Annotated in this window: 15 protein-coding genes; 14 read left to right on the forward strand and 1 reads right to left on the reverse strand. The window is 43.4% G+C overall.

The genetic code is table 11. The annotated features are described in order from the left end of the window. Positions 1-6: 6 nt before the first annotated feature. The 6 genes from HMPREF1212_RS22725 (at position 7) to HMPREF1212_RS22750 (ending at position 13,461) form a co-directional block, all read left to right on the forward strand. The gene (locus tag HMPREF1212_RS22725) at positions 7-1,545 is read left to right on the forward strand and encodes a RagB/SusD family nutrient uptake outer membrane protein (protein WP_028730320.1); all 1,539 of its coding nucleotides are present in this window, start codon (positions 7-9) and stop codon (positions 1,543-1,545) included. A gap of 225 nt (positions 1,546-1,770) precedes the next feature. Beyond that, entirely contained in the window at positions 1,771-3,723 is a 1,953-nt protein-coding gene (locus HMPREF1212_RS22730) for a right-handed parallel beta-helix repeat-containing protein (RefSeq protein WP_157317112.1), read from the forward strand. Positions 3,724-3,726: 3 nt separating this feature from the next. Continuing rightward, entirely contained in the window at positions 3,727-5,877 is a 2,151-nt protein-coding gene (locus HMPREF1212_RS22735) for a hypothetical protein (RefSeq protein WP_046151191.1), read from the forward strand. A gap of 24 nt (positions 5,878-5,901) precedes the next feature. Continuing rightward, positions 5,902-9,237, forward strand: a complete 3,336-nt coding sequence (locus tag HMPREF1212_RS22740) for a tetratricopeptide repeat protein (RefSeq protein WP_046151192.1) — start codon at positions 5,902-5,904, stop codon at positions 9,235-9,237. A gap of 77 nt (positions 9,238-9,314) precedes the next feature. Further along, positions 9,315-11,732, forward strand: coding sequence for a sugar-binding domain-containing protein (locus tag HMPREF1212_RS22745; protein WP_028730324.1), 2,418 nt, complete (start codon positions 9,315-9,317; stop codon positions 11,730-11,732). A 136-nt stretch (positions 11,733-11,868) separates the two neighbouring features. Continuing rightward, positions 11,869-13,461: a glycoside hydrolase family 31 protein gene (locus tag HMPREF1212_RS22750; RefSeq protein WP_046151317.1), complete on the forward strand. Its 1,593-nt coding sequence runs from the start codon at positions 11,869-11,871 to the stop codon at positions 13,459-13,461. Positions 13,462-13,578: 117 nt separating this feature from the next. Here HMPREF1212_RS22750 and HMPREF1212_RS22755 read toward each other — a convergent pair whose 3' ends face one another. After that, positions 13,579-15,747 (reverse strand): alpha-N-acetylglucosaminidase, encoded by a 2,169-nt coding sequence (locus HMPREF1212_RS22755; protein WP_046151193.1) that lies wholly within the window; start codon positions 15,745-15,747, stop codon positions 13,579-13,581. Between the two features lie 430 nt (positions 15,748-16,177). Between HMPREF1212_RS22755 and HMPREF1212_RS22760 the strand changes: the two genes are divergently transcribed. The 8 genes from HMPREF1212_RS22760 to HMPREF1212_RS22795 all read left to right on the forward strand — a co-directional run bounded on the left by HMPREF1212_RS22760 (position 16,178) and on the right by HMPREF1212_RS22795 (position 25,801). Continuing rightward, the gene (locus HMPREF1212_RS22760; protein ID WP_028730332.1) at positions 16,178-16,792 is read left to right on the forward strand and encodes an RNA polymerase sigma-70 factor; all 615 of its coding nucleotides are present in this window, start codon (positions 16,178-16,180) and stop codon (positions 16,790-16,792) included. Between the two features lie 261 nt (positions 16,793-17,053). Next, a complete protein-coding gene (locus tag HMPREF1212_RS22765; RefSeq protein WP_232430190.1) occupies positions 17,054-18,052 on the forward strand; it encodes a FecR family protein in 999 nt (332 codons plus the stop codon). Positions 18,053-18,104: 52 nt separating this feature from the next. Continuing rightward, positions 18,105-21,350: a TonB-dependent receptor gene (locus HMPREF1212_RS22770; protein ID WP_046151195.1), complete on the forward strand. Its 3,246-nt coding sequence runs from the start codon at positions 18,105-18,107 to the stop codon at positions 21,348-21,350. Positions 21,351-21,368: 18 nt separating this feature from the next. Continuing rightward, positions 21,369-22,916, forward strand: coding sequence for a RagB/SusD family nutrient uptake outer membrane protein (locus HMPREF1212_RS22775; protein WP_046151196.1), 1,548 nt, complete (start codon positions 21,369-21,371; stop codon positions 22,914-22,916). Positions 22,917-23,091: 175 nt separating this feature from the next. Continuing rightward, positions 23,092-23,415, forward strand: coding sequence for an L-rhamnose mutarotase (locus tag HMPREF1212_RS22780; RefSeq protein ID WP_028730336.1), 324 nt, complete (start codon positions 23,092-23,094; stop codon positions 23,413-23,415). 50 nt (positions 23,416-23,465) lie between these two features. Then, positions 23,466-24,134, forward strand: a complete 669-nt coding sequence (locus HMPREF1212_RS22785) for a corrinoid protein (RefSeq protein ID WP_046151197.1) — start codon at positions 23,466-23,468, stop codon at positions 24,132-24,134. A gap of 6 nt (positions 24,135-24,140) precedes the next feature. After that, positions 24,141-25,136, forward strand: a complete 996-nt coding sequence (locus tag HMPREF1212_RS22790; protein WP_046151198.1) for a methylcobamide--CoM methyltransferase — start codon at positions 24,141-24,143, stop codon at positions 25,134-25,136. Positions 25,137-25,138: 2 nt separating this feature from the next. Beyond that, entirely contained in the window at positions 25,139-25,801 is a 663-nt protein-coding gene (locus HMPREF1212_RS22795; RefSeq protein ID WP_046151199.1) for a vitamin B12 dependent-methionine synthase activation domain-containing protein, read from the forward strand. Positions 25,802-25,805 lie beyond the last annotated feature (4 nt).

The raw sequence follows: 25,805 nt of genomic DNA on the forward strand, positions 1-25,805 counted from the left end.
TTGTATATGAAAACACAAAATATATTAGTAGGATTATCATTGTTGTTGCTGAGTTCGTGTTCGGATTTTCTGGATAAGACTCCTTTGGTTCAGACCTCGGTTCAAACTTATTACTCGACAGATGATGAGGCAAATACGTCTATTATCGGTATTTATTCTATTATGCAGAATGAATCTTTTCAATTGGCTCCTTTTATGATTATCGGAGATGATTGTTCGGACGATTCGGATCTGGGAAATAGCAATAGTGAAGCTTTTTCATGGCTTGGCTCTGTTGCTCAATCTTTACAGAAGTTTGATAACTTGCCGACTAATTGGGTAAGTAATGCTTTATGGGCACAGGCTTTTAGGGGTATTTCTGCTGCTACCCAGGCAATAGAAAGTATAACTGCCAATAGTGAGCATCTATCTCCGGCAAAGAAAGATCAGTTTTTGGGCGAAGCATACTTTTTGCGGGCTTTTAATTATTTCTTCCTGACTCGTCAATATGGTCGGATGCCTATTATCGATCATGTGCTAACTTATGATGAATATTATACACCTCGTGCCTCTATCGAAGAAACATGGGAGTTTATGGTACAGGATTTGAAACAGGCGATAGAGCTTTTACCCAAGAAAAGTGAGTATCAGGCTGCAGATTTAGGTCGTGCAACACAGGGAGCTGCTTATGCAATGCTTGGTAAAGTTTATATTTATCAGGGGAAATTTCAGGAAGCATACGAGGCTTTAAAGGAGGTTGTTAATTCTGGAGAGTATGGTTTGGAACCTAACTATGCCGATGTCTTTACCTTAGAACATGAAAATGGAATAGAATCCCTTTTTGAGATTCAGCACGGTATAAGTGGTACTGGCTGGGCGGATGACAATGAAGGGTCGATCCTGTCGTTTTATGAACATGATGCAGATCCTGACGATCCTGTAAAATGGCATAATGGCTGGTCTATGCATTGTCTTACTGCGGATTTGGTAAATAGTTATGAAGATGGTGATCCTCGTCTGAATGCAACGGTTATTTTCCCCGGCGAATTCTTCGACGGACGTATCAATGAGAATAAAGCCAGTTCTACCGGATATCAACCAAAGAAATGGTATATTCCTTATGCTCAGCGTTCCCAGGTTGACCAGAGTGATTGTCCGAAGAATATAATTTTCTACCGCTATGCAGATGTACTATTGTATATGGCAGAGGCCGCCAATGAGTTAGGTAAGACTACTGAAGCGTTAGACTTTTTGGAACAGGTACGCTCGAGAGCCCGCCTGAATGCAACCCAAGAGAATGTATTACCTAGAATAACGGAGACTGAAAAATCGAAGTTGCGTGATCTGATTTGGCATGAAAGACGTGTTGAACTGGCCGGTGAAGGACAGCGTTTCTGGGATTTGGCCAGACAAGGCCGTTTGGGTAAGGTCATGAAAGCTTATTCTCAGAAATACAATTCTATAAAAGGACAGAACTTTGTAGAGGGGAAAAGTGAATTGCTGCCTATTCCTGAAGATCAGGTGACTCTCTCTAATGGTGCTCTGGAACAAAATCCGGGTTATTGATTCCGATCTTGTAGCACAAACAGGTGTGTTTTAACATTTATTTATGAGGGGTATATCAACAACGTTGTCGAGGTGCATGTGAACAGCATTATCGAGTAGCATGTGAACAACGTTGTTGAGGTATATGGGAACAATGCTGTCGAGGCAGGTGTCAATAACATTGTTCCCATACTACCTCTCCTATGTATTCCTCTTCAGTAAGTAATTAATACTAATATCATGAGCATGAAGAAGATTTTATTAACAGTATGCCTGATTTTTACGGCATTGGCTGTATATAGCCAGAATAAAACATATTTTGTCTCTCTGGACGGTAATGACAATGCTTCCGGATTATCTATTAAGGATGCGTGGAAAAGTCTGGATAAAGTAAACAATACTACGTTTCTCCCTGGCGACAAAATCTTGTTTGAATCGGGAGCTGTCTGGTATGGACAGTTAAAATTGAAAGGTTCGGGAGCCGAGGGAAACCCTATCCTTCTTTCCAGTTATGGGGGTGAGAACCGACCCGTGATTAACATAGGAAAGGCCGAGGGGGCTGGTATCCGCCTTTATAATCAATCTTGGTGGATTGTGGAAAATATGGAAGTTACCAGTGGTGCAGCCCCGGAGCTGGAAATCGGACGGCAGGGAATTGTCGCACTGGCTCAGGGGGAAGATCAGCATGTGGAACATATCATTGTGCGCAATTGCCATATCCATGATATTTGGGGGCAGCTCGGTGGTAATACGGAATATACAGGCTACAACAGTTGTGCCATATTGGTACAGATACAAAATAAAAGAGGCGGGATGAACAACAATCGTCTGAATACAAGCCTGAATGACGTACTGATCGAGAATAATCGTATCGAACGCTTTGATAAGTGCGGGATTATCGTTCGCGGATGTAAAAATAATCTGAATGTCCGTTATAATTATATGGAGAATTTGGGGGGCGACGGTATTTTTGTAGGAGGTTGTTACAGAGGTATGATCGAACATAATGTGGCAAAACGTACCTGTATGCGTTCAGGATACTTGGATTTGAAAGGTGGCGAAACATGGTGGCCTCATACGGCAGCGATCTGGATACAGGATGCAGAAGAAACGATTATGCAGTATAATGCTGTTTATGATACTGGTCGTCAACCCGGTAACGGAGATGGATTTGCTTATGATTTCGATTTTTATTGTAAACGCTGTATAGCGCAATACAATTACAGCCGTAATAATCATGGCTTCTTATTATTGATGAATCGTACTTTTGAAAATGTAACCCGCTATAATATCAGTGAGAACGACCAGACTCATCTGGTTCAGATGCAGTGCGATATCAGTGATCGTAATGTATTGTACAATAATGTATTTTATATTGACTATGGTACAGTAGATCTGGATTTTTTCTGCGGTAATGATGGTTCTGCGGATAAGAGTAAGCTGGGGGCTGTATATTACAACAATATTTTCTATGCGTCCGGGCAGAGCTATTTCAGAACAGCTTATTCCACAGGTGAGGTATTGAGTCGAACTTTTGATGAATCGGTTAAGCCCGAAACTGGAGCATTGGACAAATTATTCTATCATAATTGTTATTTTGGCCCCTGGAAAAACGGTATACCGGATGATCCTGAAAAGTTGGTTGCCGATCCGTTATTTGTTGCTCCGGGAAGTGGTGGTGAAGGATTGTGTTCATTAAAAGGTTATCAGCTACAACCTAATTCTCCGTGTATTAATACAGGAGTTTATGTCCCGTTATCCGGTGAACATGACTTTTGGGGAAATCCTCTGGATGATGGTCATACAGATTTTGGAGCTTACGAACAGATTGGATCCGGCGTTTTTGCCGACAAGGTAAAACTGGAAGGCGCGGATCGGAAGTATACCAAAGAATCGACTATGGCCTGGGCTAAATGGAGCTTCCCCTTGCAAATACAGGTGGAAGAAGAAGGTAACATTATAAATATCAGATTGCTGGATCCACTAGATGAAAACGTGAAAGGCACGATAACGTGGATCGATCCAGAAGGGAAGAAGGTTGTTCAGGTATTGGATAAACAGAAAAAACGGGATGAGTTTACTCTAAAGGTAAAAGCAGATAAGGCTACTTTACTGGCTTCTTCGGTGCAGGTAGATTTGCAGTATGAAGATTTGGAGGAAACATGGAATATTCCGTTTACAGAAGGAAGGAGGAGATAGTCTATGAAAAAGAATAGTATAAGTACTTTTATCTGGGGCATACTGGGTGTATTGTTTGTTTCGTGTAATTCGCAGACTGGCGGAGTACAGCAATTTGATATGCAGAAAATAGCTGCACACTATTCCAATGCAGAGACAAAGGTGAAAGCAAGCGATATCTTTGGAAAGGATATATTGTATATTTCGCCGGCAGATGGTAATGAGGGTGTGGTGATCTGGGAAAAAGGTGATAAGCCTGCCTGGGATAAAGGTAATTATCTGGTTTTCGAAGTGTATGGCGAAGCAGAATACAGCGGTGTTATCAATATTGAGTTTTATAAGGATATGAAAAATTTCGTTGCTGAAAAGATTGTTTTGCAAGGAGGGGAAACATCCGGCACGGAGAAGGATATGCCGTGGATATCTTGTTTGATGGGGACATTACCCCAATTGAAGACTCAGGTCGTTTTTCCTTTGTCTTATTTGGATGCACAGCAATTGTTTGTTCCCCGTTCTCCACGCCAGTTGAAAGGGACTGTAAGTGGTAATCGTTTGGCTCCTGAAGATATCGTCAAGGTAGTTCTCCGTTTCGGACCTTACGACGGTACAAACTATCTACCTTCTTATGAGTTGGCTTCCATTTTTATTACAGACTCCTTGCCTGAACCTTACCCTGATATTTCAACACCGGTTATAGACCGGCTCGGACAGTGGAAAGATAAAGAATGGCCGGGTAAGCTGAAAGATGAGAAAGACATGGTTCTGCAAAATAAAGAGATGGCTAAAAAGATTGAGAATGCCCGATTCCCATCGGAGTGGGGGCGTTTTGGTGGTTGGAAAAAGAAACCGTTTAAAAGTACCGGTTTTTTCAGAACCCAGCATGACGGAACCCGTTGGTGGCTGGTAGATCCGGACGGTTATGCTTTTTTGAGTGTCGGTATTGATTGTATCGGTCCGAACTCCAGTGGCCCGGTTAATGGTATTGAAGATTTGTTCGATTGGCTTCCCGGGGATAATGATTCTGAATACGCAGAAGCTGTAAAAGAGCGTAGAGGGTTTAAAACAGTAGACTTTTATGTGGCGAATATGATCCGTATATATGGACAGGACTGGAGAAACCAATGGGATAAGGTGACAGAGAATTTGATGAAGAAAATTCGGTTTAACACGGTTGGCAATTGGTCGGATATTGATTTTGCCCGTAAAAGCCGCATTCCGTATGTTTTACCTTTGCGGGATTTTCCAAGCACGGAAGTTTCTATTTATCGCGATTTCCCGGATGTGTTTTCCGATGAGTATCTGCAAAATGCAAAGGAATTTGCACAGCAACTGAAAGCTTATAAAGATGATCCGTATATGGTTGGTTATTTTTTGAGAAATGAACCTCAATGGGCTTTCGGCTATCATAATCTGGCTTATGAAATGTTTGCGACCCAACAAGTTTCCCACACAAAAGATGAGTTTATTAACTGGTTGGAAAAGAAGTATCAAGGGAATGTAAAAGAGGTAAATGCCAAATGGAATTTAGATCTTAAGGATTTTGCCTCTTTGAAGGATCGTACGTTTAAAGAATATCCGTCGGAAGTGGCCAAAGATGATTTTCATGAATTCTCAACCATTATGGTCAAGATGTATGTCGATATTCCTTGTGATGAAGTGATTAAAATAGATAAGAACCATCTGAATTTAGGGATGCGTTATGCCTGGTTAAGTTCCGACCTGCTTTATAAGGCGGGAGAACGTTTTGATGTATTTTCTATCAATGGTTATGGTCTGGTTCCTCCTCCAACGGCCGAGATTGCCGAACGAAGCGGAAAACCGGTAATGATCGGAGAGTTCCATCAGGGGGCAGTAGACAGAGCATTGCCTGCAACCGGTATTATTGGGGTATTGAATCAGCAGGAACGTGCCGCCGCTTACCGGAATTATATCGAACAGGGCTTTGCAAGGCCAGAATTGGTCGGTATGCATTATTTTCAATGGATCGATCAGCCTTATTATGGCCGTTTCGATGGTGAGAATTATAACATAGGTGTTGTTACGGCTTGTAATATTCCTTATCCGGAATTAACAGAGGCTATGACAATAACGAATGAACGCATATATGATGTGGCAACAGGTAAAGTTGAACCATATAGTGTCGATATTCCTAAAACACCGGCTATCCATTATTAATTGTAACATTAAATAGATTTGTCTATGAAAAATACACTTTTACTGGGACTGTCCTTATTATTGTCAGTCCCCCAACTATCAGCTCAAACCGTAAAGGTTACGGAGAAACCTTTAGTTCTTCCCACCTATGAGATAGGTGCGCCGGATGTCAATCCGATATTTTTTACAGGCCGTGTTTATCAGGGAGCACAGGGACATATTTATCCATATCCCCTGTACGATATATTAACGGATGAAAAGATTGATAAAACGTATGATGCTGTTTACCTGGATAATGAGTATGTCAATGTCTGTGTTTTACCGGAAATTGGCGGTAGGATACTATCGGCTACGGATAAAACGAACAATTATGAAATATTTTATCGGCAGACAGGAATAAAACCAGCTTTGATCGGCATGCTCGGAGCTTGGTTGTCGGGTGGGGTAGAATGGAATATACCGCATCATCACCGCCCTTCCAGTTATATGCCGATCGATTGGAAAATCGAAGAAAACAAAGATGGAAGTAAAACGATCTGGGTGGGTGAAATGGAATTACGCCATCGTATGAAATGGTCGGTTGGTGTAACAGTTTATCCGAATCGTTCGTGGGTGGAAGCACGGGTGAAGATCATCAACCGTACTCCATTTGTGCAATCCATTCTTTATTGGGCGAATGTGTCAGTACATTGTAATAAGGATTATGAAGTAATTTTCCCACCGGCAACACAATTCGGAACAGACCATTCGAAAGTGTATTTTACAAAGTGGCCGATGGGAGAAGCTGTTCGTGGCAGTGGTAACGATGTTGAACTTGCATGGTGGAAGAACTATACCGGTAATTCACGTTCTATCTTTGCCTGGAATTTTGAGGATGACTTTTTAGCTGGTTACGATCATGGCAAACAAGCCGGTACTGTTCATGTAGCTAATCACCATATTGTAAATGGGAAGAAATTCTTTTTGTGGGGCAATAACCCCAGTGCAGAAATGTGGAATAAAATGTTGTCGGATAAAGATGGTCATTATCTGGAGTTGATGGTGGGTGCCTATTCAGACAATCAACCGGATTATAGCTGGGTAGGACCGGGGGAAACTCGTGAATTCGTGCAGCGTTGGTATGGCATCCGTGATATCGGTTCTGTAAAGAATGCGAATGACGATGCAGCCGTTAATCTGGAAAGACGGGCACCGGATAAAGTATTCCTGGGTTTTAATGCAACGACTAAATATACGGATGCAAAAGTCTTGTTGAAACAAGGTGGCAATGTCTTGTTTGAGAAAGTTATTTCTATTGATCCTGCAACACCTTTTACTGCTACTCTACCTGTCCCTAAAACGGTGAAAGATGCCGATCTATATGCTGTTTTACTGGATAAGCAGGGTAATGAGTTAGTTGCTTATCAGCCGGTAGAACTGGATAATAAGGAACTCCCGTCTGTTGTTGAAGGTACAAAGCCGGTTAAAGAGTATCAGACTGTGGAGGAGTTGTATTATGCAGGGCTCCGTGTCGACCAGTTCCATAATGCCCGTTTAAATGCAATGGATTTTTATAATGAGGCATTAAGCAGGGATTCACTCGATTCGCGTGTCAATACTGTTGTAGGTATACGATATGCAAAAGCCGGACAGTGGGATTTGGCAGAAAAACATCTGAAAAGGGCGTTGGTTCGTCCGGCCAAGGATTATACGGTGGTGAAAGACCCGGAACCTCATTATTATCTGGGTTTGATCTATCAGATGCAAGGTCGTTACAAAGAAGCGGCAGACCAGTACTGGAAGGCTACCTGGTATCCGACTTTCCAGCATTCGGCTTATTTGGCATTGGCACAGCTATCCGGTCTGAAAGGTAATTTACCGGAAGCACTGGCGTTAGTTGACCAATCACTGGCTGTCGGAGGAAGGGATACGAAAGCTCTTACATTAAAAGCTTATTTGCTAAGAAAGCTGGGGCAGGCTGATGAGGCTGCCAAACTGCTAGAGTTGGTTATGGAGATCGATCCATTGGATTATTGGAGCATGTCGGAGCAAAGTCTGTTGAATGGTAATGGAGTAAACTTCCTGGATAAAGCAGAGAAACAACGTGGTGAAGGTATTATCCGCGTTCAGGAATTGTTGGAAATGTCTTTGGAATATGCGCATGTGGGAGCTTATGCAGAAGCAACACATTTGCTGGATAAAGCACTGCAGATAGGTGAACCTTATATTTCATCTCCATTGGTTTATTATTATATGGGTTATTACGATCTGCAATCAGGAAATAAGGAAGCTGCATTGGCACAATGGAAGAAAGCTTCTTCATTGTCCACTGATTGGTGTTTCCCGTTCCGCCTGGAAGAAATAAATATCCTGAATACTGTATGCTCGGAATCTGTTGCTGATGCCCGTGCTCCTTATTATCTGGGTAATTTGTATTATTTCCTCGGACAAAAAGAAAAAGGAATGGTTTGTTGGGAACAGGCTGTATCAAAAGATACCCAATTTGCTCAGGCTTGGCGTAATTTAGGCTTTGGTTATAATCGTCAGAATGAACCGGGTAAAGCAATTGCCGGCTATGAAAAGGCTATCGCATTTAATAATAAGGATCCTCGTATTTTCCAGGAGCTGGATATATTATATGAAAAGAATAAAAAACCGGCAACAGAACGTCTGGCTATACTCGAACAAAATATTCAGACTGTAATGAAACACGATGAGGCTGTAATGCGTTTGCTGACATTGTATAATGAAACCGGCGCTTATGATAAAGCGATCGATATTATGGCAAACCGTCATTTCCATGTCTGGGAAGGCGGCGGAGAAATTCATGATATTTATGTCGACTCCCATTTACTGAAAGGGATGGATCTGCTTAAATCCGGAAAACAGAAGGAGGCTATCAGTGAATTTGAGGTGGCCGATCTCTATCCGGAGAATCTGGAAGTCGGAAGACCGGAAACGGGTGGTCATAGTGCAAAGGGTTATTATTATATGGGTAAAGCTTACCAGGCATTAGGTAACAAAAAGAAAGCCAAAGAATGTTTTGAAATAGCAGCAAACAGCCAGGTGAGAAGAAGACGAGTGCAGTTGGCCTCGGAAAATACATTGTTCAATGCCTTGGCTATGGGTGAGACTGGAAGAATGGCAGAGTCGAAAGATTTGTTGCAGAAGCTCTCGGCAGAGATCGACGGGCAATTGGCCGGACGTGTATCTGTTGATGCCTATTCCAAATTTGGTGAAGATGGTTCAAAGGATGAGCGGATAGCGAATCTGAACTATCTGAAAGGTCTGCTGGAATGTGCAAACGGTAATGACAGTTCCGGAAAGGCATTGCTTCAGAAGGCGATAGATCTGAATCCGAATCTGATTTGGGCGAAACAATTCCTGAATCATACATTCTAATAAGTAATAATGATATATCTTTGGTGGTCAGGAGGTTTTAGCCTCTTGGCCACATTTGTCTTTAGAACATCTAAATTATGAAAAACATGAAATATTGGGTTGTGTTATTGCTGATGCAATTATTCTCTGTTAATGTTTGGTGCCAGGGTTTTGGCAAAAGTGAACAGATTAATCATGATTGGTTCTTCTATCCGGGTGATACTAAGTATGCAGGAGCTGAGTATTTTGACCATTCCGGTTGGCAAAAGCTGGATATCCCTCATGACTGGAGTGTTGAACAGATTGCGAGTCCCGGTAATGCCAGTTGTACGGGATTCCTGCCAGGAGGTATTGGATGGTATCGTAAAGATCTGGATATTCCTGCGGATAAGGAAGGACAAAACCTGTATGTCTATTTTGAAGGTGTATATAACAACAGCGAAGTCTTTATAAATGGTAAATGGATTGGGAAACGACCCAACGGATACATCTCTTTTATGTATGACCTTACTCCCTACATCCATTGGGGAGGGCGTAATGTTTTGGCTGTAAGAGTCGATCATTCGCAGTCTGCTGATTCGAGGTGGTATACCGGATCCGGAATTTACCGGGATGTTTATTTAGTTTATGCAAATCCTGTACATATTAATTTGTGGGGAGTGAGCTATGTTGCTGAAGTAAAAGGAAAGAATGCTGCTCTCACTATTCAGACGGAAATAAACAATACAACGGATAAACCTGCTGCATTAACAGTGAAACAGGAAGTGTTTAACCGTGAAAACCATAAGGTCGGTGAAGTTTCCAAAAGCCTTAGTTTACCGGCAAACTGTGTGGAGAAATTGGAACAGTCGTGTACGATCAACTCTCCGGTTTTGTGGGATTTGGATAATCCTTATTTGTATACGATAAAAACGCATATTTCTCAAAATGGGAGACAGATAGATGGCTCGGAAACACGTGCTGGTATTCGTACCCTGCATTTTGATCCGGATAAAGGGTTCTCATTGAATGGACGGAACATGAAGATAAAAGGAGTCTGCATACATCATGATGCCGGATGTTTGGGAGCAGCTGTCCCGAAAGAAGTTTGGCGTCGCCGCTTATTAATTCTAAAGGAAATAGGTTGCAATGCAATTCGAATGAGTCATAATCCCCAAGCTCCTTATATGTATGACTTGTGTGACGAATTAGGATTGTTGGTTAAAGACGAGGCTTTTGATGAATGGGAATATCCTAAGAAAAAATGGATTACCGGTTGGAATCGTGGTATCCCTGGTTTTCAGGGATCTGCCGACTATTTTCGGGAATGGGCGGAACGTGATCTGGCTGATATGATCCGTCGCGATAGAAATCATCCTTCCGTTATTATGTGGAGTATAGGAAATGAGGTCGATTATCCAAATGATCCTTATTCACATCCAGTCTTGGATCAGGAAGGCATCGGACAACAACATGTCAAAGGGTATCAGAAAGAACAACCGTGTGCGGAACGTTTGGGCGAGATTGCCCGCAACCTGGTGCGTGAAGCTAAAAAGTATGATTTATCCCGTCCGGTCACTGCTGCTTTGGCGGGTCCAGTCATGTCTAATGAAACGGATTATCCGAAAGTATTGGATGTGGTAGGATATAATTATACGGAAAAGCGTTATCGGCAAGATCACGAGAAATATCCGGATCGTATTTTGTATGGAAGTGAAACAGGACATGGGTTAGAACCTTGGAAATATGTACGGGATAATGATTATATTTTTGGACAGTTTATATGGGTAGGATATGACTTCTTAGGGGAAGCTGGTCCCTGGCCCTCGCGTGGGTCGACTGCCGGATTAATAGATATGGCTGGAAATATAAAACCTGGCGGATATTATCAACGTGCTTTATGGTCGGAATCCCCGGTTGTCTATGTGGGTACTTATAAGCCTGAAGAGCGGAATCGTTGGCTGATGACAAATGCCCCGGCCGTATGGAATTATGAGAAGGGGGAGACGATACGTGTCGTAACTTATACGAATTGCCAGGAAGCTGAACTTTATTTAAACGGGGAGCTGGTAGGAGTTCGTAAACCTTATGATGACGAGACTGCTGTTATCTCCTGGGATATACCTTATATCTCAGGTGTTTTGGAAGTCGTTGGCTATAATAACGGGAAAATCGTATCGAAAGACAAGATACAGACTTCCGGACGTCCTTATGCGTTGAAAGCCGTATTCTTAGAGGAAGAACATATTGGAAAAGACACAATGTTGCAAATGCTGATCCGTGTTGTGGATGAAAATGATATTCCGGTTGTTCTGGCAGATAATGAAGTTACCTGCCATTTGGAAGGTCCGGTTCGTCTAATTGGTCTTGAAAGTGGGGATGGGAATGTGACGGACAATTACAGAGATAACAAGCAGCGGTGCAGATCAGGTAAACTTGTCGGTTATCTGAAAGTGACGGACAATGCCGGTTCAGTAAAGGTAAAACTGACATCTCCTCTTTTACAATCAACGGAAGTAGAGCTGTCAATCAAATGAAATTATAAGACTATTTATCAAAAGAAAAGGAGATAACTCTGAAATTAATGGAGTTATCTCCTTTTTATATTCCGTCCGTAAATATATCTTTGTGGAGATATTTAATAAATCTAATGAAATGAACATGAATAACTCGATGAAAGCTGTTTTCTTGTCTTTACTTATCCTTTTAGTGGCATTACCCTGCCGGGCTGCTGGTAAATACGAATCCCGGATATCATCCCTGGAAAATGAGAAATGGTGGGGAGGTATGGTGGCACTTGGTTCTCAGATGCCGTTTAAAGAGAATCTGCGTTTGTTCGATCTTTCGGCAGAAAACCTGAATAATCAGAATGTCCCTCTTCTATTATCTTCCGAAGGACGCTATATCTGGAGTGATAAGCCATTTTCTTTCAAGGTGGAAAATGGGAATATACATATCTACTCCGATTACGAGAAGATGGAACCTGTATTGGCCGGCAGCACATTGAAGGAAGCCTATCTGGCCGCTGCTGCCAAACATTTTCCTCCTTCCGGCCAACTGCCTGACTCGTTGTTCTTCTCCATGCCGCAGTATAATACCTGGATCGAGTTGATGTACAATCAAAACCAGGAAGATATCCTGAAGTATGCCGACAATATATTGACCAATAAATTCCCGGTTGGAGTATTCATGGTAGATGACAACTGGCAGAAGTATTACGGAAACTTTGATTTTAAGCCGGAACGTTTTCCAGATCCGAAAGGAATGATCGACCGGTTACATAAAGACGGGTTCCGTATTATGTTGTGGATTTGTCCGTTTGTCAGTCCGGATAGCCCTGAATTCCGTGAGTTGCAACAAAAGGGATACCTGATCAAACAAAAGGGGACAAAGCAGGCAGCCATCATTCCCTGGTGGAATGGATATAGCGCTTGCTATGACTTGAGTAATCCGGCTGCAGCCGAACATTTGAAGTTGCAATTGCGCACAATGCGGGAGAAATACGGAGTTGATGGTTTTAAGTTTGATGCTGGTGATATTGGCCATTATAATGATCCGAACCTGGAATTTTATGATAAGTCAGCGACTTCTGTCGATATGTGCGAATATTGGGCCAAGATCGGTTTGGACTTTCCTTTCAATGAATATCGTGCCGGTTGGAAGATGGGTGGACAGGCACTGGTACAGCGTCTGGGGGATAAAGATTACTCCTGGAATGCTGTAGGGCTTTTGATCCCGGATATGATTGCAGCCGGACTGATGGGGTATGCATATGCTTGCCCGGATATGATCGGTGGAGGTCAGTTTGGTTCGTTCCTCGGTGTCGATCAGACGAAACTCGACCAGGAGCTGATCGTCCGTTCCTGTCAGGTACATACTTTGATGCCTATGATGCAGTTCTCTGTGGCTCCTTGGCGTATTTTGGATGAAAAGCATTTAGCTATTTGCCGTGAATACGCTCATCTGCATGAAAAGATGGGTGGATATATTCTGGAACAGGCACGTCATTCGGCACAAACTGGTGAACCGATATTGCGCCATATGGAATATGCATTTCCACATCAAGGGTTTGTAGACTGTAAAGACCAGTTCATGCTGGGCGATAAATATCTGGTCGCACCGATCCTGACCAAAGAACATACACGTCAAGTGATGTTGCCCAAAGGACAATGGAAGGATGATACTGGTAAGAAATTCCGCGGACCTAAGACAATAGAGGTGAATGCTCCTTTGGAACGTCTGCCCTGGTTCGAGAGAATAAAATAAGAAGAGTATCTGGTCAGACTAAAGAGTTTCACCTTTTTCAATAGGGCGAAACTTTTGTTTCCTACCGATGAAACATTTGTTTCATCGGCGGGAAACTTTTTCAAGGATGGCAAGGTCTCAACGACAAGTGTGTGGGAAAATCTCCTTGAATATACGTTTTACTGTCGAAATACAATCACCTTCCGGTTTAAATGAATACGGATTAGTTGCCTTTGTCCAGGGTTCTTCCAACGCATAAAAGTCTATCTCTTCCGTTTTTTCTCCTTCCATCTTCAGGGAAAGATTATCGAAATAATGTTTCCATCGCATATAATAAAAATCTTTCAATATCCCGTTCCATTCTTTGTGCGCATAATCTCTTAAGCCACCTTCATCGGCAGCCTGCCGATTGCCCCAGGTTGTTATTTGTACTCTGGCATTCCATTCATATAAATCCTTTTCTTCCGGTGTATTTCCCAGGTTGCGGGCCTGATTGATCCAGTTACCTACCATAAACTCCCGGCGGGTTCCCAATAACTCATCCTGTAGAAGGATCAGTTGCAAGAAATGTTGGGAAGCAAGGTTGAACAGTGGTTTATCTCCTGAAGCATAAGCTGCCATAACCGCTTTATATAAAAGGCGTCCTTTTTCCGCAATAGCCTGGCGAACGATATCAACCAGGTCATATTCGAAGTTATTGTTTCCTTTATATTGATCGGCAACCGATACCATCAGGCGTGCGGCACGTATAACATCCTGAGGATTGTAATAGTCGGACATCTCCGACCAACTGGATGCCTGATAAGCATGTTCCGACGGGCGGGCACAAAAGATAGACTCATGTGTCCCCTGCTGTACGGACTGTGGCGGACAGTTGTAGATAGAGTTGCTAAGTATCGTCCAGGCCTCTTCCACTGTTTTGTTTTCTGTCCCGTAACGGGCACGGATATAACTTGCCAACCATTCATCTTTACAGAACTTGTCCTTCCTCCAGGGTAATTCGGTTAATAATTCGTACATGACCGGATTGTTCTCGCTACCCTCCATCGTCATACCGACACCGCATAGTGTTTTACCGGAAGAACTCTCTTTCGCCTTATAGTATTCATCGATTACATGAGCCATCTTTCCATGTAGACCGATATTACCACCATAATTCAGCAGCATACAATAGATCCATTTATGTTGGCCGAATCCGTTTTTACGATACCATGTCGACTCCGGATCTCCCCATTGCGGACGACTTTCAGCAAACAAATCCAGAACGATCATGTCTCCTGCATTCAGATGTTCTATCATTTGAGGACGTGGATTGGCTTGCCATGCCTGTGCTACCCAGACTGCTTTCGGGTTGGTTTTCTTCATGGCGGACATGATTGCTTTTCCGGCAGCATCCAGGTCTACTCCGGCAACGCTGCCTCCTTCATGGAATGGATCCATGCTGTAATAGTTTGCTTTACCGAATAATTTCTCCATCTCTTTGTAATAGAGAGAGGCTATTTCCTGAAAGCGAGGATCTGTAGGTTGAAGGAAAGCCGGACGACGATAACCGCACCATAATCCGGGATCAGAGACATTCAGCCCCAGTTTTTCTTTTGCATTGTGAGGAACCATCCCGGAGTAGCCGGGCAATACCGGTTCAATACCGTATTCACGCATGCGTTTCAGTATCTTTTTTTGCAAAGCAATCTGTTGTTGATACCAGCTGTCGGGATTAGGGCCTCCCCAACCTTCCAGGTTGTTCATCAGCCACCATGCCATAAAACCGGGGCCGGCGATAAATTCATTGATCTCCTCTTTGGTGTATCCTAACTTTTTCAAGACATTATACCAGACGCCTTCTACACCCGTCATAGCCAGTGGCAGGTTAATGCCATGCAAAGCCATCCAGTCGATTTCTTCCTCCCAACGGTTCCAGTCCCAAAAGGCCATCGTATAGGAGAATGTGCAATAATTGAAATCATACCGAAGCTTCATCTCTGTCTCGTGCCTTTCTTTATTTGACACCGCCGGAAGAATTTCCGGAAGTTTAGCCTGCATACCGTTCCAGGACAGATGGATACCGGCATGATATTTCAGATACCAGTTTATTCCGGTTGCAATACTTACATAGTTGTTACCGCGGATGACAACTTTCTCTCCTTTTTGATCCAGTTCAAAAAAGTCGGTGGGTGATTTTACTTGTTCGATAATGAACTTACGGGAGGCGCCTTTGTCTATGCGCTCCAACAAACCGTCTATCGGACTTGCCTGTAAAGAAAAAGAGAAACAGGCAAGAAAAAATAAGATTAAGTGTTTACTGTTCATGGTAATTTAGTTTTTAAAAAAGAAAAGCCGTTTTTACAGACATACTTTTCTTATGATGCAAATATAAGTTTTATTCTTTAAAAGGTGCGATTTAATATTCCTGCATCGGCCGAAGATCAGTTCTCCGATGGATAATTCAATATTTTTATGCTTCTTTTTAGGTTTGCAGAAGCAAGTATACGTCTATTATTCATACTTTTGAGCGTTTTAAGATTAAACATTATTCCACGGCAATGGAAGTTTAATTGAATCACGCATTTTAGAAGAGAGGATCCGGCAAGATTCTCTCTTCTTTATTTATATAAAACTGAATGCAAAGAAGCGGAAGGCCCCCCCGTTTTTGTAAGCATTAGATAATTTCCATATATTTGTCGTTTTATTTATAAGCTTATTATGGTATAAAAGAGTAGAATGTTTAATCCCTCTTTTTATGGCAGATTTTACCGACGAGAAAATATTACTGAAAGAAATAAAGGATGGAAATGATCAGGCTTTTGAATTTCTTTTCAAAAGCTATTATCCTCGTTTGCGTGGATATGCATCTCGTTTTGTGGAAGATCAGGAGGCTGTGAGGGATATTATTCAGGAAAGTTTCCTGAAATTCTGGGAAAAGCGTGAGTTGATAGAAGCCATATCCGTCTCTGCCCTTTTGTTTGCTATGGTTCGGAATGCCTGTCTGAATTATCTGAAACATCTTCAAATAGTAGAACAACACAACGTAGAACATCTGGCCTCTATTGCCGGGAGAGAGGAACTGTATAGCCTTGATTTTAATCCTTCTCCGGAATACACTTTATTATACAACGAATTGCAGGAACAAGTGAATGTAGTTATAGACACGCTGCCTACGCGTTGCCGTGAAGTATTTATTATGAGCCGCTTTGATAAAAAGAAGAATCGTGAGATAGCAGAAGCTTTAAGTATCTCTACGACTGCTGTGGAAAAGCATATAGCCAAAGCATTAACGACTTTCTCCAAACACTTTAAAGACAAGTATCCTCTCGATATCTATATTGTTATTATTGCATGGTTGCTATCTGATTAGCAAGAAACAGGAGACTTGCTATTACATTTCTCCCTATGTTTTAATTTTTTGACCTTGGTAGTAAACGTTTGTCACCTTGGTAGTAAACGTTTTTGACCTAGGTGGTAAATCTTTTCGACCTTGGTCAAAAATATAAAACGTCCGGTACTTTATATTAGTAGGCAGGCAGAAAGAAAAAAAGGGATAAGGAGAAAAAAAATAGAACATCAGGGGTTGGGTAAAAAAAGAATGGGTTGTTACATCATATAGAAAGAGGAAATTATGGAATTGGAAAAGGAGAATATTCATCAGTTAGCCGTACACTATTTTGAAGGGCGTATTACTTTGCAGGAGGAGGAAGAACTCTTTCGCTTTGTGAATGCCTGTGCGGATAATTATGAGATGTTCCGTCGATGGGAAAAAGAATGGATGCAATCGGCTACACCCGACCTGGGTGTGATCAGCGAATGGAAGCATTTACAACGGCGTGTTCAGATACAACGCAATATGCCGGATATGTTCGGACATAAGAAATATAGCCTGCGTCAGGTAGTTGCCGTGGCTGCTGTGGTCGTGGTGGTCATGTTGAGCGGCGCTTATGGGGCATTGTCTTTCTTCAAAAAACAAGCCGATCCGAATTATTTCGCTCTGGTCACTGCTTATGGTGAGAAGAGCAAAGTGATACTAACCGATGGAACGGTCGTTTGGTTGAATGCCGGATCGACTTTGCGGTATGCGGATAACTTTAATGCAAGCAACCGGACAGTGCAACTGGAGGGAGAAGCCTATTTTGAAGTAGAAAAGCAATCGGACGAATCGCCGTTTCTGGTTAAGACAAGTTGTTACGATGTATTGGTGAAAGGTACAAAGTTCAATGTGACCTCTTATGCTGAAGATCCTTTTTCTACAACTACTCTATTGGAAGGAGCTGTCAATGTTTTGTACGAAGGAAGGCAACTGGAAGTAAAGCCCGGCGAATTACTTTGCTTCGATAAGGAGAAAAAAGATTTTTCCAGCCACCATGTACAGGCTTCGCAATACCGGTCGTGGATTGAAGGAAGAGTTGAATATGACGAAATAGCATTAGGCGAACTGGCTGTCCGCCTGTCAAGGAAGTATGATGTGAAGATACATCTGGATACTGCGCTTGATGAAGACGCCACTTTCAGGGTCTCATTGCGGAACGAAGAGACTATCGGCCAGTTCCTGCAGGCACTTTCCGATATCATTCCGATACGCTTTGAGCGGCAGGGAGAAGATATTTATATCAAAAAACAATAGCGCGCTTTGTTTATATATGTATTAAATCTAATAACTAACTATCTATCTTATGATGTACAAAAAGCATGTGGGAAGGTCTTTAATATTGGCCTTGCTACTTTCCGGCTCATTATCGGTGGACGCTCAGAAAATCACTCAGCAGTTCAGGAACGTCCCTTTGAAAACAGTACTGGAGGAAGTGGAGAAACAGCTCCAGTATTCAGTCATCTATAAAAAAGATGAAGTGAATGAGCAAAAACAGATCAATCATAATTTTAAGGATGCATCTGTCGAAGAAGTCTTGTCGGCTATCCTGGATAAAGGATTAAGCTACTCTATTCAAGGGAAAATGATCGTTATCTCGCAAAAGACCACTAAAGCGTCGGCTCCGCAGCAACAGAAGAAAGTAACAGGTGTTGTGAAGGACAAAACCGGAGAACCGGTGATTGGAGCCAATGTAATAGAACGCGGAACAACAAACGGTACGGTGACAGACCTCGATGGGCGTTTTACGTTGGAAGTTCCCCTGAATGCCGTTTTGCAAGTTTCCTATATCGGCTATATGGAACAGGAAATCCCGGTGAATAACCGGAGCGATATCTCTGTCTCTCTCCTGGACGATACACAGAATCTGGATGAGATCGTTGTTGTCGGTTACGGAACACAAAAGAAGGTGAACCTGACTGGTGCTGTCAGCAGTGTAAAGGCTGATGTGCTGGAGAACAGAACGACTTCCGACCCGGTCAATATGCTGACTGGTAACGTATCGGGTGTGACCATTGTACAGAATGCCGGACAGCCGGGAGCCGACGGAGCTGCTTTGCGTGTCCGTGGTGTCGGTACGCTGGGGAATTCCGAAGCGATGGTTATCATCGATGGTGTGGAATCGTCGATGAGTAATGTCGATCCGAACGATATCGAGAATATTTCCGTATTGAAAGATGCTGCGGCAGCTTCTATCTATGGTGTGCGTGCGGCAAACGGCGTTGTGTTGATTACTACCAAAAGAGGTGCTGTGGGCAAGCCCGTGATCTCCTATAACGGATATGTTGGCTGGCAGGAAGCGACCCGCTTACCGAAATATCTGGACTCGTATAATTATGCTGTCCTTCTGAATGAGGCTTATAAGAATGACGGATTGGAGGGATTATATTCAGACCCTGACCTGCAAAAGTTTAAAGATGGTTCCGATCCGGATCATTTTGCCAATAGCGATTGGTTGGGTACGTTATTCAGCGAAAACGGGCTGTTTCATAATCACCATTTGAGTGTGAACGGTGGGTCTGAGGCAATTAAATATTCTCTTTCCTTTGGTTATCATAATAAGGAAGGGTTGATGCCGAACACTGAATATAATAAGTTCAATGTCCGTTCGAACCTCGATGCGAAGATCAACGACCGGTTGAATGTCTCTTTGAACCTTTCGGCCTATCGTAGCCGTATGGCAGCTCCTGCTACCGGCATGACCAGTATAATGTATTATGCATTTCGTGAAACGCCGGTTACTCCGATCCAGTTCCAGAATGGAAATTACGGATTATTCAAGAACGAACATAACTCAGTCGCTTCTGCCCGTGAAAGTGGTCTGGCACGTACCTACAATAATAATTTCCAGGGAAGTGCTTCCTTTACCTATAAGATCATCGACGGATTGTCCTTGCGTGGAAATGCTTCAACGACATTCAATCTGAAAGACGAACATACTTTCCTCAGAAGTATGAAGTTTTATACCGCCGAGTCTGTCGATCCTATCCGTACGACTCGCAGTGAAGTGGAGAACAAGGATAATAAGATGCTGGAAGTAAATCTTCAGGCATATCTGGATTATGCAAAGAGCTTCGGTAAACACGACCTGAAAGGTTTGTTGGGATATTCCCAGTTATATAACCAGTATCGCATCTTAGGAGCATCCCGTAAGGATCTACCTTTGAATAACAGCCTGGGTGAAATTAATGCGGGCGATATAACGACACAGACTTCCGAGGGGAATATGGTGGAATACGCTTTGCGTTCAGCCTTTGCCCGTGTGAACTATACATTCGACAACCGCTACCTGCTGGAAGCGAATATCAGATACGACGGTACTTCACGTTTCCCGAAAGATAACCGTTTCGGTGCATTCCCTTCTTTCTCTGCCGGATGGCGTGTGTCTGAAGAAAGTTTCTTCACGGCTTCCTGGATCGATAATCTGAAGTTACGTGCTTCCTGGGGACAATTAGGTAATCAGGAGATTGGCGATTATGCCTTCTATAATACCTATATGTTCGGCCAGAACTACAACTTCGGTAATATGTTATATCCGGGTATTTCAATCAATGAAAAGATGGCTAACTCGATCATTACCTGGGAAAAGACAGACCAGATTGATATCGGTGTCGATGCGGATGCTTTCGGTGGCAAGCTGAGCTTCACCGGTGACTTCTTCGTTAAGAACACAAAAGATATCCTGCTGGAGTTGCCTATCCCGGAAATCGTAGGGGTGAAACCGCCGATGCAGAATGCCGGTAAGGTTCGTAATACAGGTATGGAAATGCAGATCAGCCATAACAACCAGATCAATGATTTCAAGTATTATGCAACATTCAACTTCAGCTATGTGCATAATGAAATTACCGACCTGAGCGGAGGTGATACTCCCGGACGTTCTGTAGGCGATCCTATCAACAATATCTATGGATATGTTTGCGAAGGAATCTTCAAAGACCAGGCGGAGATCGACGGACATCCTACACAGATCTGGGGTGCTAAACCGGGCGATCTTAAATATAAGGATTTGAACAATGATAAGAAGATCGATGAAAACGACCGTCAGTCGCTGGGTACTTATTTCCCTAAAATAAACTACGGGCTTCGTCTGGGCTTCGAATATAAGAACTTTGACTTTTCAGCCTTGCTGCAAGGTGCCGGAATGGTTAATGCAATAGTGAAGGATGAGATCAACAAGGCATTCTACAATGGAGGTAAAGTGACTGAATATCACCTGGATCGCTGGACGCCGGAAAACCTCGATGCTACATATCCCCGCTTGTCGATGAAAGATTCTAAAAAGAACTGGATGACTTCTACTTTCTGGATGCAGAATGCTTCTTATCTGAAGATGAGAAATATGCAACTCGGTTATTCATTGCCTAAACAGGTACTGGCCGGTTCGGGTATTACCCGCCTGAGAGTATACTTCAGTGTCGACAACCTGTTCACTATTACCGGATTTGACGGTGTTGACCCGGAATCAGCTTACAACATGAAAGACTTATCCGTGGTTAGTAGCTATTATCCGCTGACAAGAAATTATTCATTTGGTGTTAACCTTTCATTCTAATAAAACTGTAGACGAATTATGAAACTAAAATATTTATTTATATCGCTTATCTCGTTATTCGGAACCGGTTGCAACGACGGGTTTCTGGATAAGATCCCGACAGACCAGCTCTCCGACGAGTCTTTCTGGATGGTAAAAGAAGATGCCGTGAAATATTCGGCAGCTACTTATCGCTATCTTGTCCAGTCGGGAAACCATATGGTCATGCTCGATTGCTATACCGATAATGCCATTCCTGTTCATATCCATGCGGAGCAGGGGGATATCTCTTCTTGTACGGCAACGGCTTCAAACCCTCACTTTAAACAGGTTTGGCAGGATGCTTACCGTGGTATCCGCCGTTGTAATATCTTCCTTGATAATATAGCCAAGGTGGAGATGAAAGAAGATGAGAAAACGATCCTGATCGGTGAGATTGAATTCTTACGGGCTTATTTCCATGCCACTTTATTGAAATTCTATGGGGGTATTCCTATCCTGACCCGTGCTTTGGAGTTGAACGAAACGATCCCTTCACGGAATACGGAAGAAGAAGTCTATAAGTTTATTGTAGAGGAATGCGATAAGGCTGCACAAAAGTTACCGTTGACCCGTTCCGATAACACGGAACTAGGACGTGCCAACAAGGGGGCTGCATTAGCATTGAAAGCTCATATCAGTTATCTGATGAAGAAATACGATGTAGCGGCCAGCGCAGCTAAAGAAGTGATGAACCTGGGTGTTTACAACCTGTATGGTAATTACGGCGATCTGTTCTCTGCAGAACATGAAAATAACAGCGAAGTGATATTCGATCATCAATATATGGAGAATGCATTGGATTATGATTATACCGGCAGTTGGATCGACCAGTTCTTCTCTCCGCTGATGATGGGAGGCTGGGAAGCATTGTCGCCGACACAGGATCTTATCGATGCATACGAATGTACGGATGGGAAATCCATTGGTGAGTCGAAGCTTTACAATCCTGAAAAGCCGTTTGAGAACCGTGATCCCCGCCTGGCCTATTCTATCCTGTGGCATGGTTGCGAGTTCGGAGGACAGATTTATAGTACAGAAGGGACAATGGGGAATGGTAATGCCACCCGTACCGGATATACGATGCGTAAATATATTAATCCAAAGAATGTAGGGAATGAATATCCGGGCTGGATTAACTATATCCTGTTCCGTTATGCAGAAGTCTTACTGATCTATGCGGAAGCACAGAATGAATTGAGCGGGCCGGATGCATCCGTATATGAAGCTGTCAATAGGATTCGCCAACGTCCGAGCGTGGAACTTCCGCCTTTACCGGCTAATCTGACAAAAGACCAGATGCGCGAAGCTATTCGCCGAGAACGCCGTGTTGAGTTTACGTTTGAAGGCATTCACCTGTTCGAGACCCGCAGCTGGAGAACGACGGAAGCCTGTGTAAACAAACCGGCTTACGGCATGACTTTCGACGGGAAAAAGGTTTTGGTGGAACAGCGTAAGTTCGATCCGGAGAAGAATTACTTATGGGCAATTCCCCTGACTGAAATTGATTTGTCTAAAGGAGCGTTGGTGCAGAATCCGGGATATTGATCATCTATTAATAATAAAAGCCTCTGGTGGGACTTCTCCTGTCAGGGGCTTTTTGTTTTATATCGATTTTAAGCCGGTAAATCCCTGAAACAGTCAAAATAACCACGAATATTGAAAACTCCTGCAGTTCTCTATCCTTTATCTTTGTGATACTTAATCTAATATAGAGAAGAATATGAAACGTTATGGGAGTATTATCGGTGTAAAGCCGGAAAAGCTGGAAGAATATAAGAAGTTGCATGCCGCCGTATGGCCGGGTGTGTTGGCAATGATCAGGGAATGCAATATCCGTAACTACTCGATCTTTTATAAAGACGGGATATTGTACAGTTATTATGAATATATCGGTGACAACTACGAAAAAGACATGCAAAGGATGGCGGCAGACCCGACCACGCAGGAATGGTGGAAGCTGACCGACCCTTGTCAGCAGGCAGTAGAAAATCGTGCTCCCGGAGAATGGTGGGCGGCAATGGAAGAAGTATTCCATACGGATTGAATCTATATTCTCTCTTTTTCGAAATAAACAGGCTTTAAATATAATAGAACATGAATGACATTATTAGTAAACTTGGCGAATGCGTGGAATTCGGCAAGATCAATCTGGCATCACCTTATCCACCGACAATGAAAGGACTGCCCGGTGCAGACGAACTGACCCGTGAGGCTTTGGAGAATGGTATCTCTCCCCAGTCTATCCTGAGTGAATCACTGATCCCGGCCATGAACCGGGTAGGCAATAAATTTACCGAAGGCAAAATATTCGTACCACAGATGTTGCTGTCGGCCAAAGCGATGAACAGTGCGATGAAGCATCTGAAACCCTATTTCCAGAGTGGTGAGATCAAGCGTAAAGGAGTTTTCGTGATCGGAACCGTGATGGGAGACTTACATGATATAGGAAAGAACCTGACAGGAATGATGGTGGAAGGTGCCGGCTGGGAAGTGATAGACCTGGGAACGGATGTACCGGCAGAGAAGTATATCGATACCTTGAACCAGCATCCGGGAGCTATCTGTGGAATGTCTGCCTTGCTGACAACAACCATGAGTAATATGCAACCCATGATCGCCAGTATCCGTGAGAAGCATCCAGATACAAAAGTAATCGTGGGGGGAGCTCCTTTGAATGCCACTTTTGCTCAGGAGATCGGTGCGGATGCTTATGCCCGCGACCCGCAGGATAATATCAACTGGTTGGACTCAATCGTAGCCTGAACGCGTATGAATAGTTTTATCCAACAACTACTGAATAGCGATAAGCGGATAGCTATCCCTATCATGACACATCCCGGTATTGAAGCGATCGGAAAGAATGTGATCGATGCCGTAACAGATGGTGAAGTTCATTATCAGGCCATCAAGAATGTGACGGAAACGTATGATACAACGGCTTGTACCGTTATTATGGATCTGACGGTCGAAGCGGAAGCATTCGGTTGTGCGATCAGCATGCCGGAACATGAAGTGCCCAGTGTTACAGGCCGGTTGGTCTGTGATGAAGAGTCTGTGAACCGTTTGCAGGTTCCCTCTTTGTCGGCAGGGCGAATGCCTGAATATCTGAAAGCGAACCGCCTGGCGGTTGAGAATATAAAGGACAAGGCTGTATTATCCGGTTGTATCGGCCCTTTTTCCCTGGCCGGCAGGTTGTACGACATGTCGGAGATCATGGTCGGGATCTATATAGAGCCGGATGTGATCAAAACATTACTGGATAAATGTACCGAATATATAACCTTATACTGTAAGGAACTGAAAGCAATCGGTGCAACAGGAGTTATCATGGCGGAACCTGCTGCGGGACTGCTCTCCAATGAAGATTGCCTGGAGTACTCGACCGTCTATGTCAAGCGAATCGTTGAAGCCGTACAGGATGATAACTTCACCGTTGTTCTGCATAATTGCGGGAATAAAGGCCACTGTACACAAGCTATGATCGATTCGGGTGCGGCTGCACTTCATTTCGGTAATGCGGTGAATATGGTGGAAACCCTGGAACAGTGTCCGTCAAATCTAGTTGTGATGGGTAATATCGATCCGGTAGGAATCCTGAAGCAGGCAACGCCGGAAGAAGTATACCGTATCACAGCCGATCTGCTGGCAAAGACTGCACAATATAAGAACTTTGTTATCTCTTCCGGATGCGATATGCCGCCATTTGTTCCGGATGTAAATATCAAGGCTTTTTACCGGGCTATCGCTGACTTTAACGCTGTATAATCATGTTCCGCTCTTATACATTTACTTTCGATGAGGGCAGGCCGGATGAAAAGGTGCTGATGGATTATCTTCAGATACCGGATAACGACAGTTACCCGTTGGTTGCCGGGATCGTGGAGTCCACCTTTGCGGCCTTGAAAGACTCCCGCGAGATCATTGGCGGGTACCGGATACTGGATTACGGGGATGTCGTGTTACAACCCGGCCGAAGGATCAGCGGGTATATGGCAGGAGCTTCGGAAATAGCCCTGTTCATTTGTACGGCTGGTGCCGCTTTCACGGATTTGTCCCATGCCTACCAGCAGAATGGCGATTTTCTGGAAGCTTTTGTAGTCGAATCGATCGGGTCAGCTACGGTAGAGAACGCAATGGATAAAGTACAACGCTGCCTGGAAGAAGAAATGTCAAGAGAAGGAAAGAAGATCACGAATCGGTACAGCCCCGGTTATTGCGAATGGCCCTTATCCGGGCAGCGTGATCTCTTTGCTTATATCGGCGACCATCCTACAGGCATAACCCTCAATGAATCCTGTCTGATGCAACCGATCAAGTCGGTAAGCGGGATAATCGGTATAGGCGACGCCGTTAAGAAACGTCCCTATGGCTGTGAAATATGCAATAGTGCAACTTGTGTGTACAGAAGAATAAAACGTAAAACCCATTAATAGA

It is taken from the genome of Parabacteroides sp. HGS0025, from assembly GCF_000969845.1.
GTDB classification, from domain to species: Bacteria; Bacteroidota; Bacteroidia; order Bacteroidales; family Tannerellaceae; genus Parabacteroides; species Parabacteroides gordonii.

Coding starts and splice junctions, on each gene's coding strand:
- HMPREF1212_RS22725 (WP_028730320.1), top strand. CDS start 7: ATGAAAACACAAAATATATTAGTAGGATTATCATTGTTGTTGCTGAGT.
- HMPREF1212_RS22730 (WP_157317112.1), top strand. CDS start 1,771: ATGAAGAAGATTTTATTAACAGTATGCCTGATTTTTACGGCATTGGCT.
- HMPREF1212_RS22735 (WP_046151191.1), top strand. CDS start 3,727: ATGAAAAAGAATAGTATAAGTACTTTTATCTGGGGCATACTGGGTGTA.
- HMPREF1212_RS22740 (WP_046151192.1), top strand. CDS start 5,902: ATGAAAAATACACTTTTACTGGGACTGTCCTTATTATTGTCAGTCCCC.
- HMPREF1212_RS22745 (WP_028730324.1), top strand. CDS start 9,315: ATGAAAAACATGAAATATTGGGTTGTGTTATTGCTGATGCAATTATTC.
- HMPREF1212_RS22750 (WP_046151317.1), top strand. CDS start 11,869: ATGAAAGCTGTTTTCTTGTCTTTACTTATCCTTTTAGTGGCATTACCC.
- HMPREF1212_RS22755 (WP_046151193.1), bottom strand. CDS start 15,747: ATGAACAGTAAACACTTAATCTTATTTTTTCTTGCCTGTTTCTCTTTT.
- HMPREF1212_RS22760 (WP_028730332.1), top strand. CDS start 16,178: ATGGCAGATTTTACCGACGAGAAAATATTACTGAAAGAAATAAAGGAT.
- HMPREF1212_RS22765 (WP_232430190.1), top strand. CDS start 17,054: ATGGAATTGGAAAAGGAGAATATTCATCAGTTAGCCGTACACTATTTT.
- HMPREF1212_RS22770 (WP_046151195.1), top strand. CDS start 18,105: ATGTACAAAAAGCATGTGGGAAGGTCTTTAATATTGGCCTTGCTACTT.
- HMPREF1212_RS22775 (WP_046151196.1), top strand. CDS start 21,369: ATGAAACTAAAATATTTATTTATATCGCTTATCTCGTTATTCGGAACC.
- HMPREF1212_RS22780 (WP_028730336.1), top strand. CDS start 23,092: ATGAAACGTTATGGGAGTATTATCGGTGTAAAGCCGGAAAAGCTGGAA.
- HMPREF1212_RS22785 (WP_046151197.1), top strand. CDS start 23,466: ATGAATGACATTATTAGTAAACTTGGCGAATGCGTGGAATTCGGCAAG.
- HMPREF1212_RS22790 (WP_046151198.1), top strand. CDS start 24,141: ATGAATAGTTTTATCCAACAACTACTGAATAGCGATAAGCGGATAGCT.
- HMPREF1212_RS22795 (WP_046151199.1), top strand. CDS start 25,139: ATGTTCCGCTCTTATACATTTACTTTCGATGAGGGCAGGCCGGATGAA.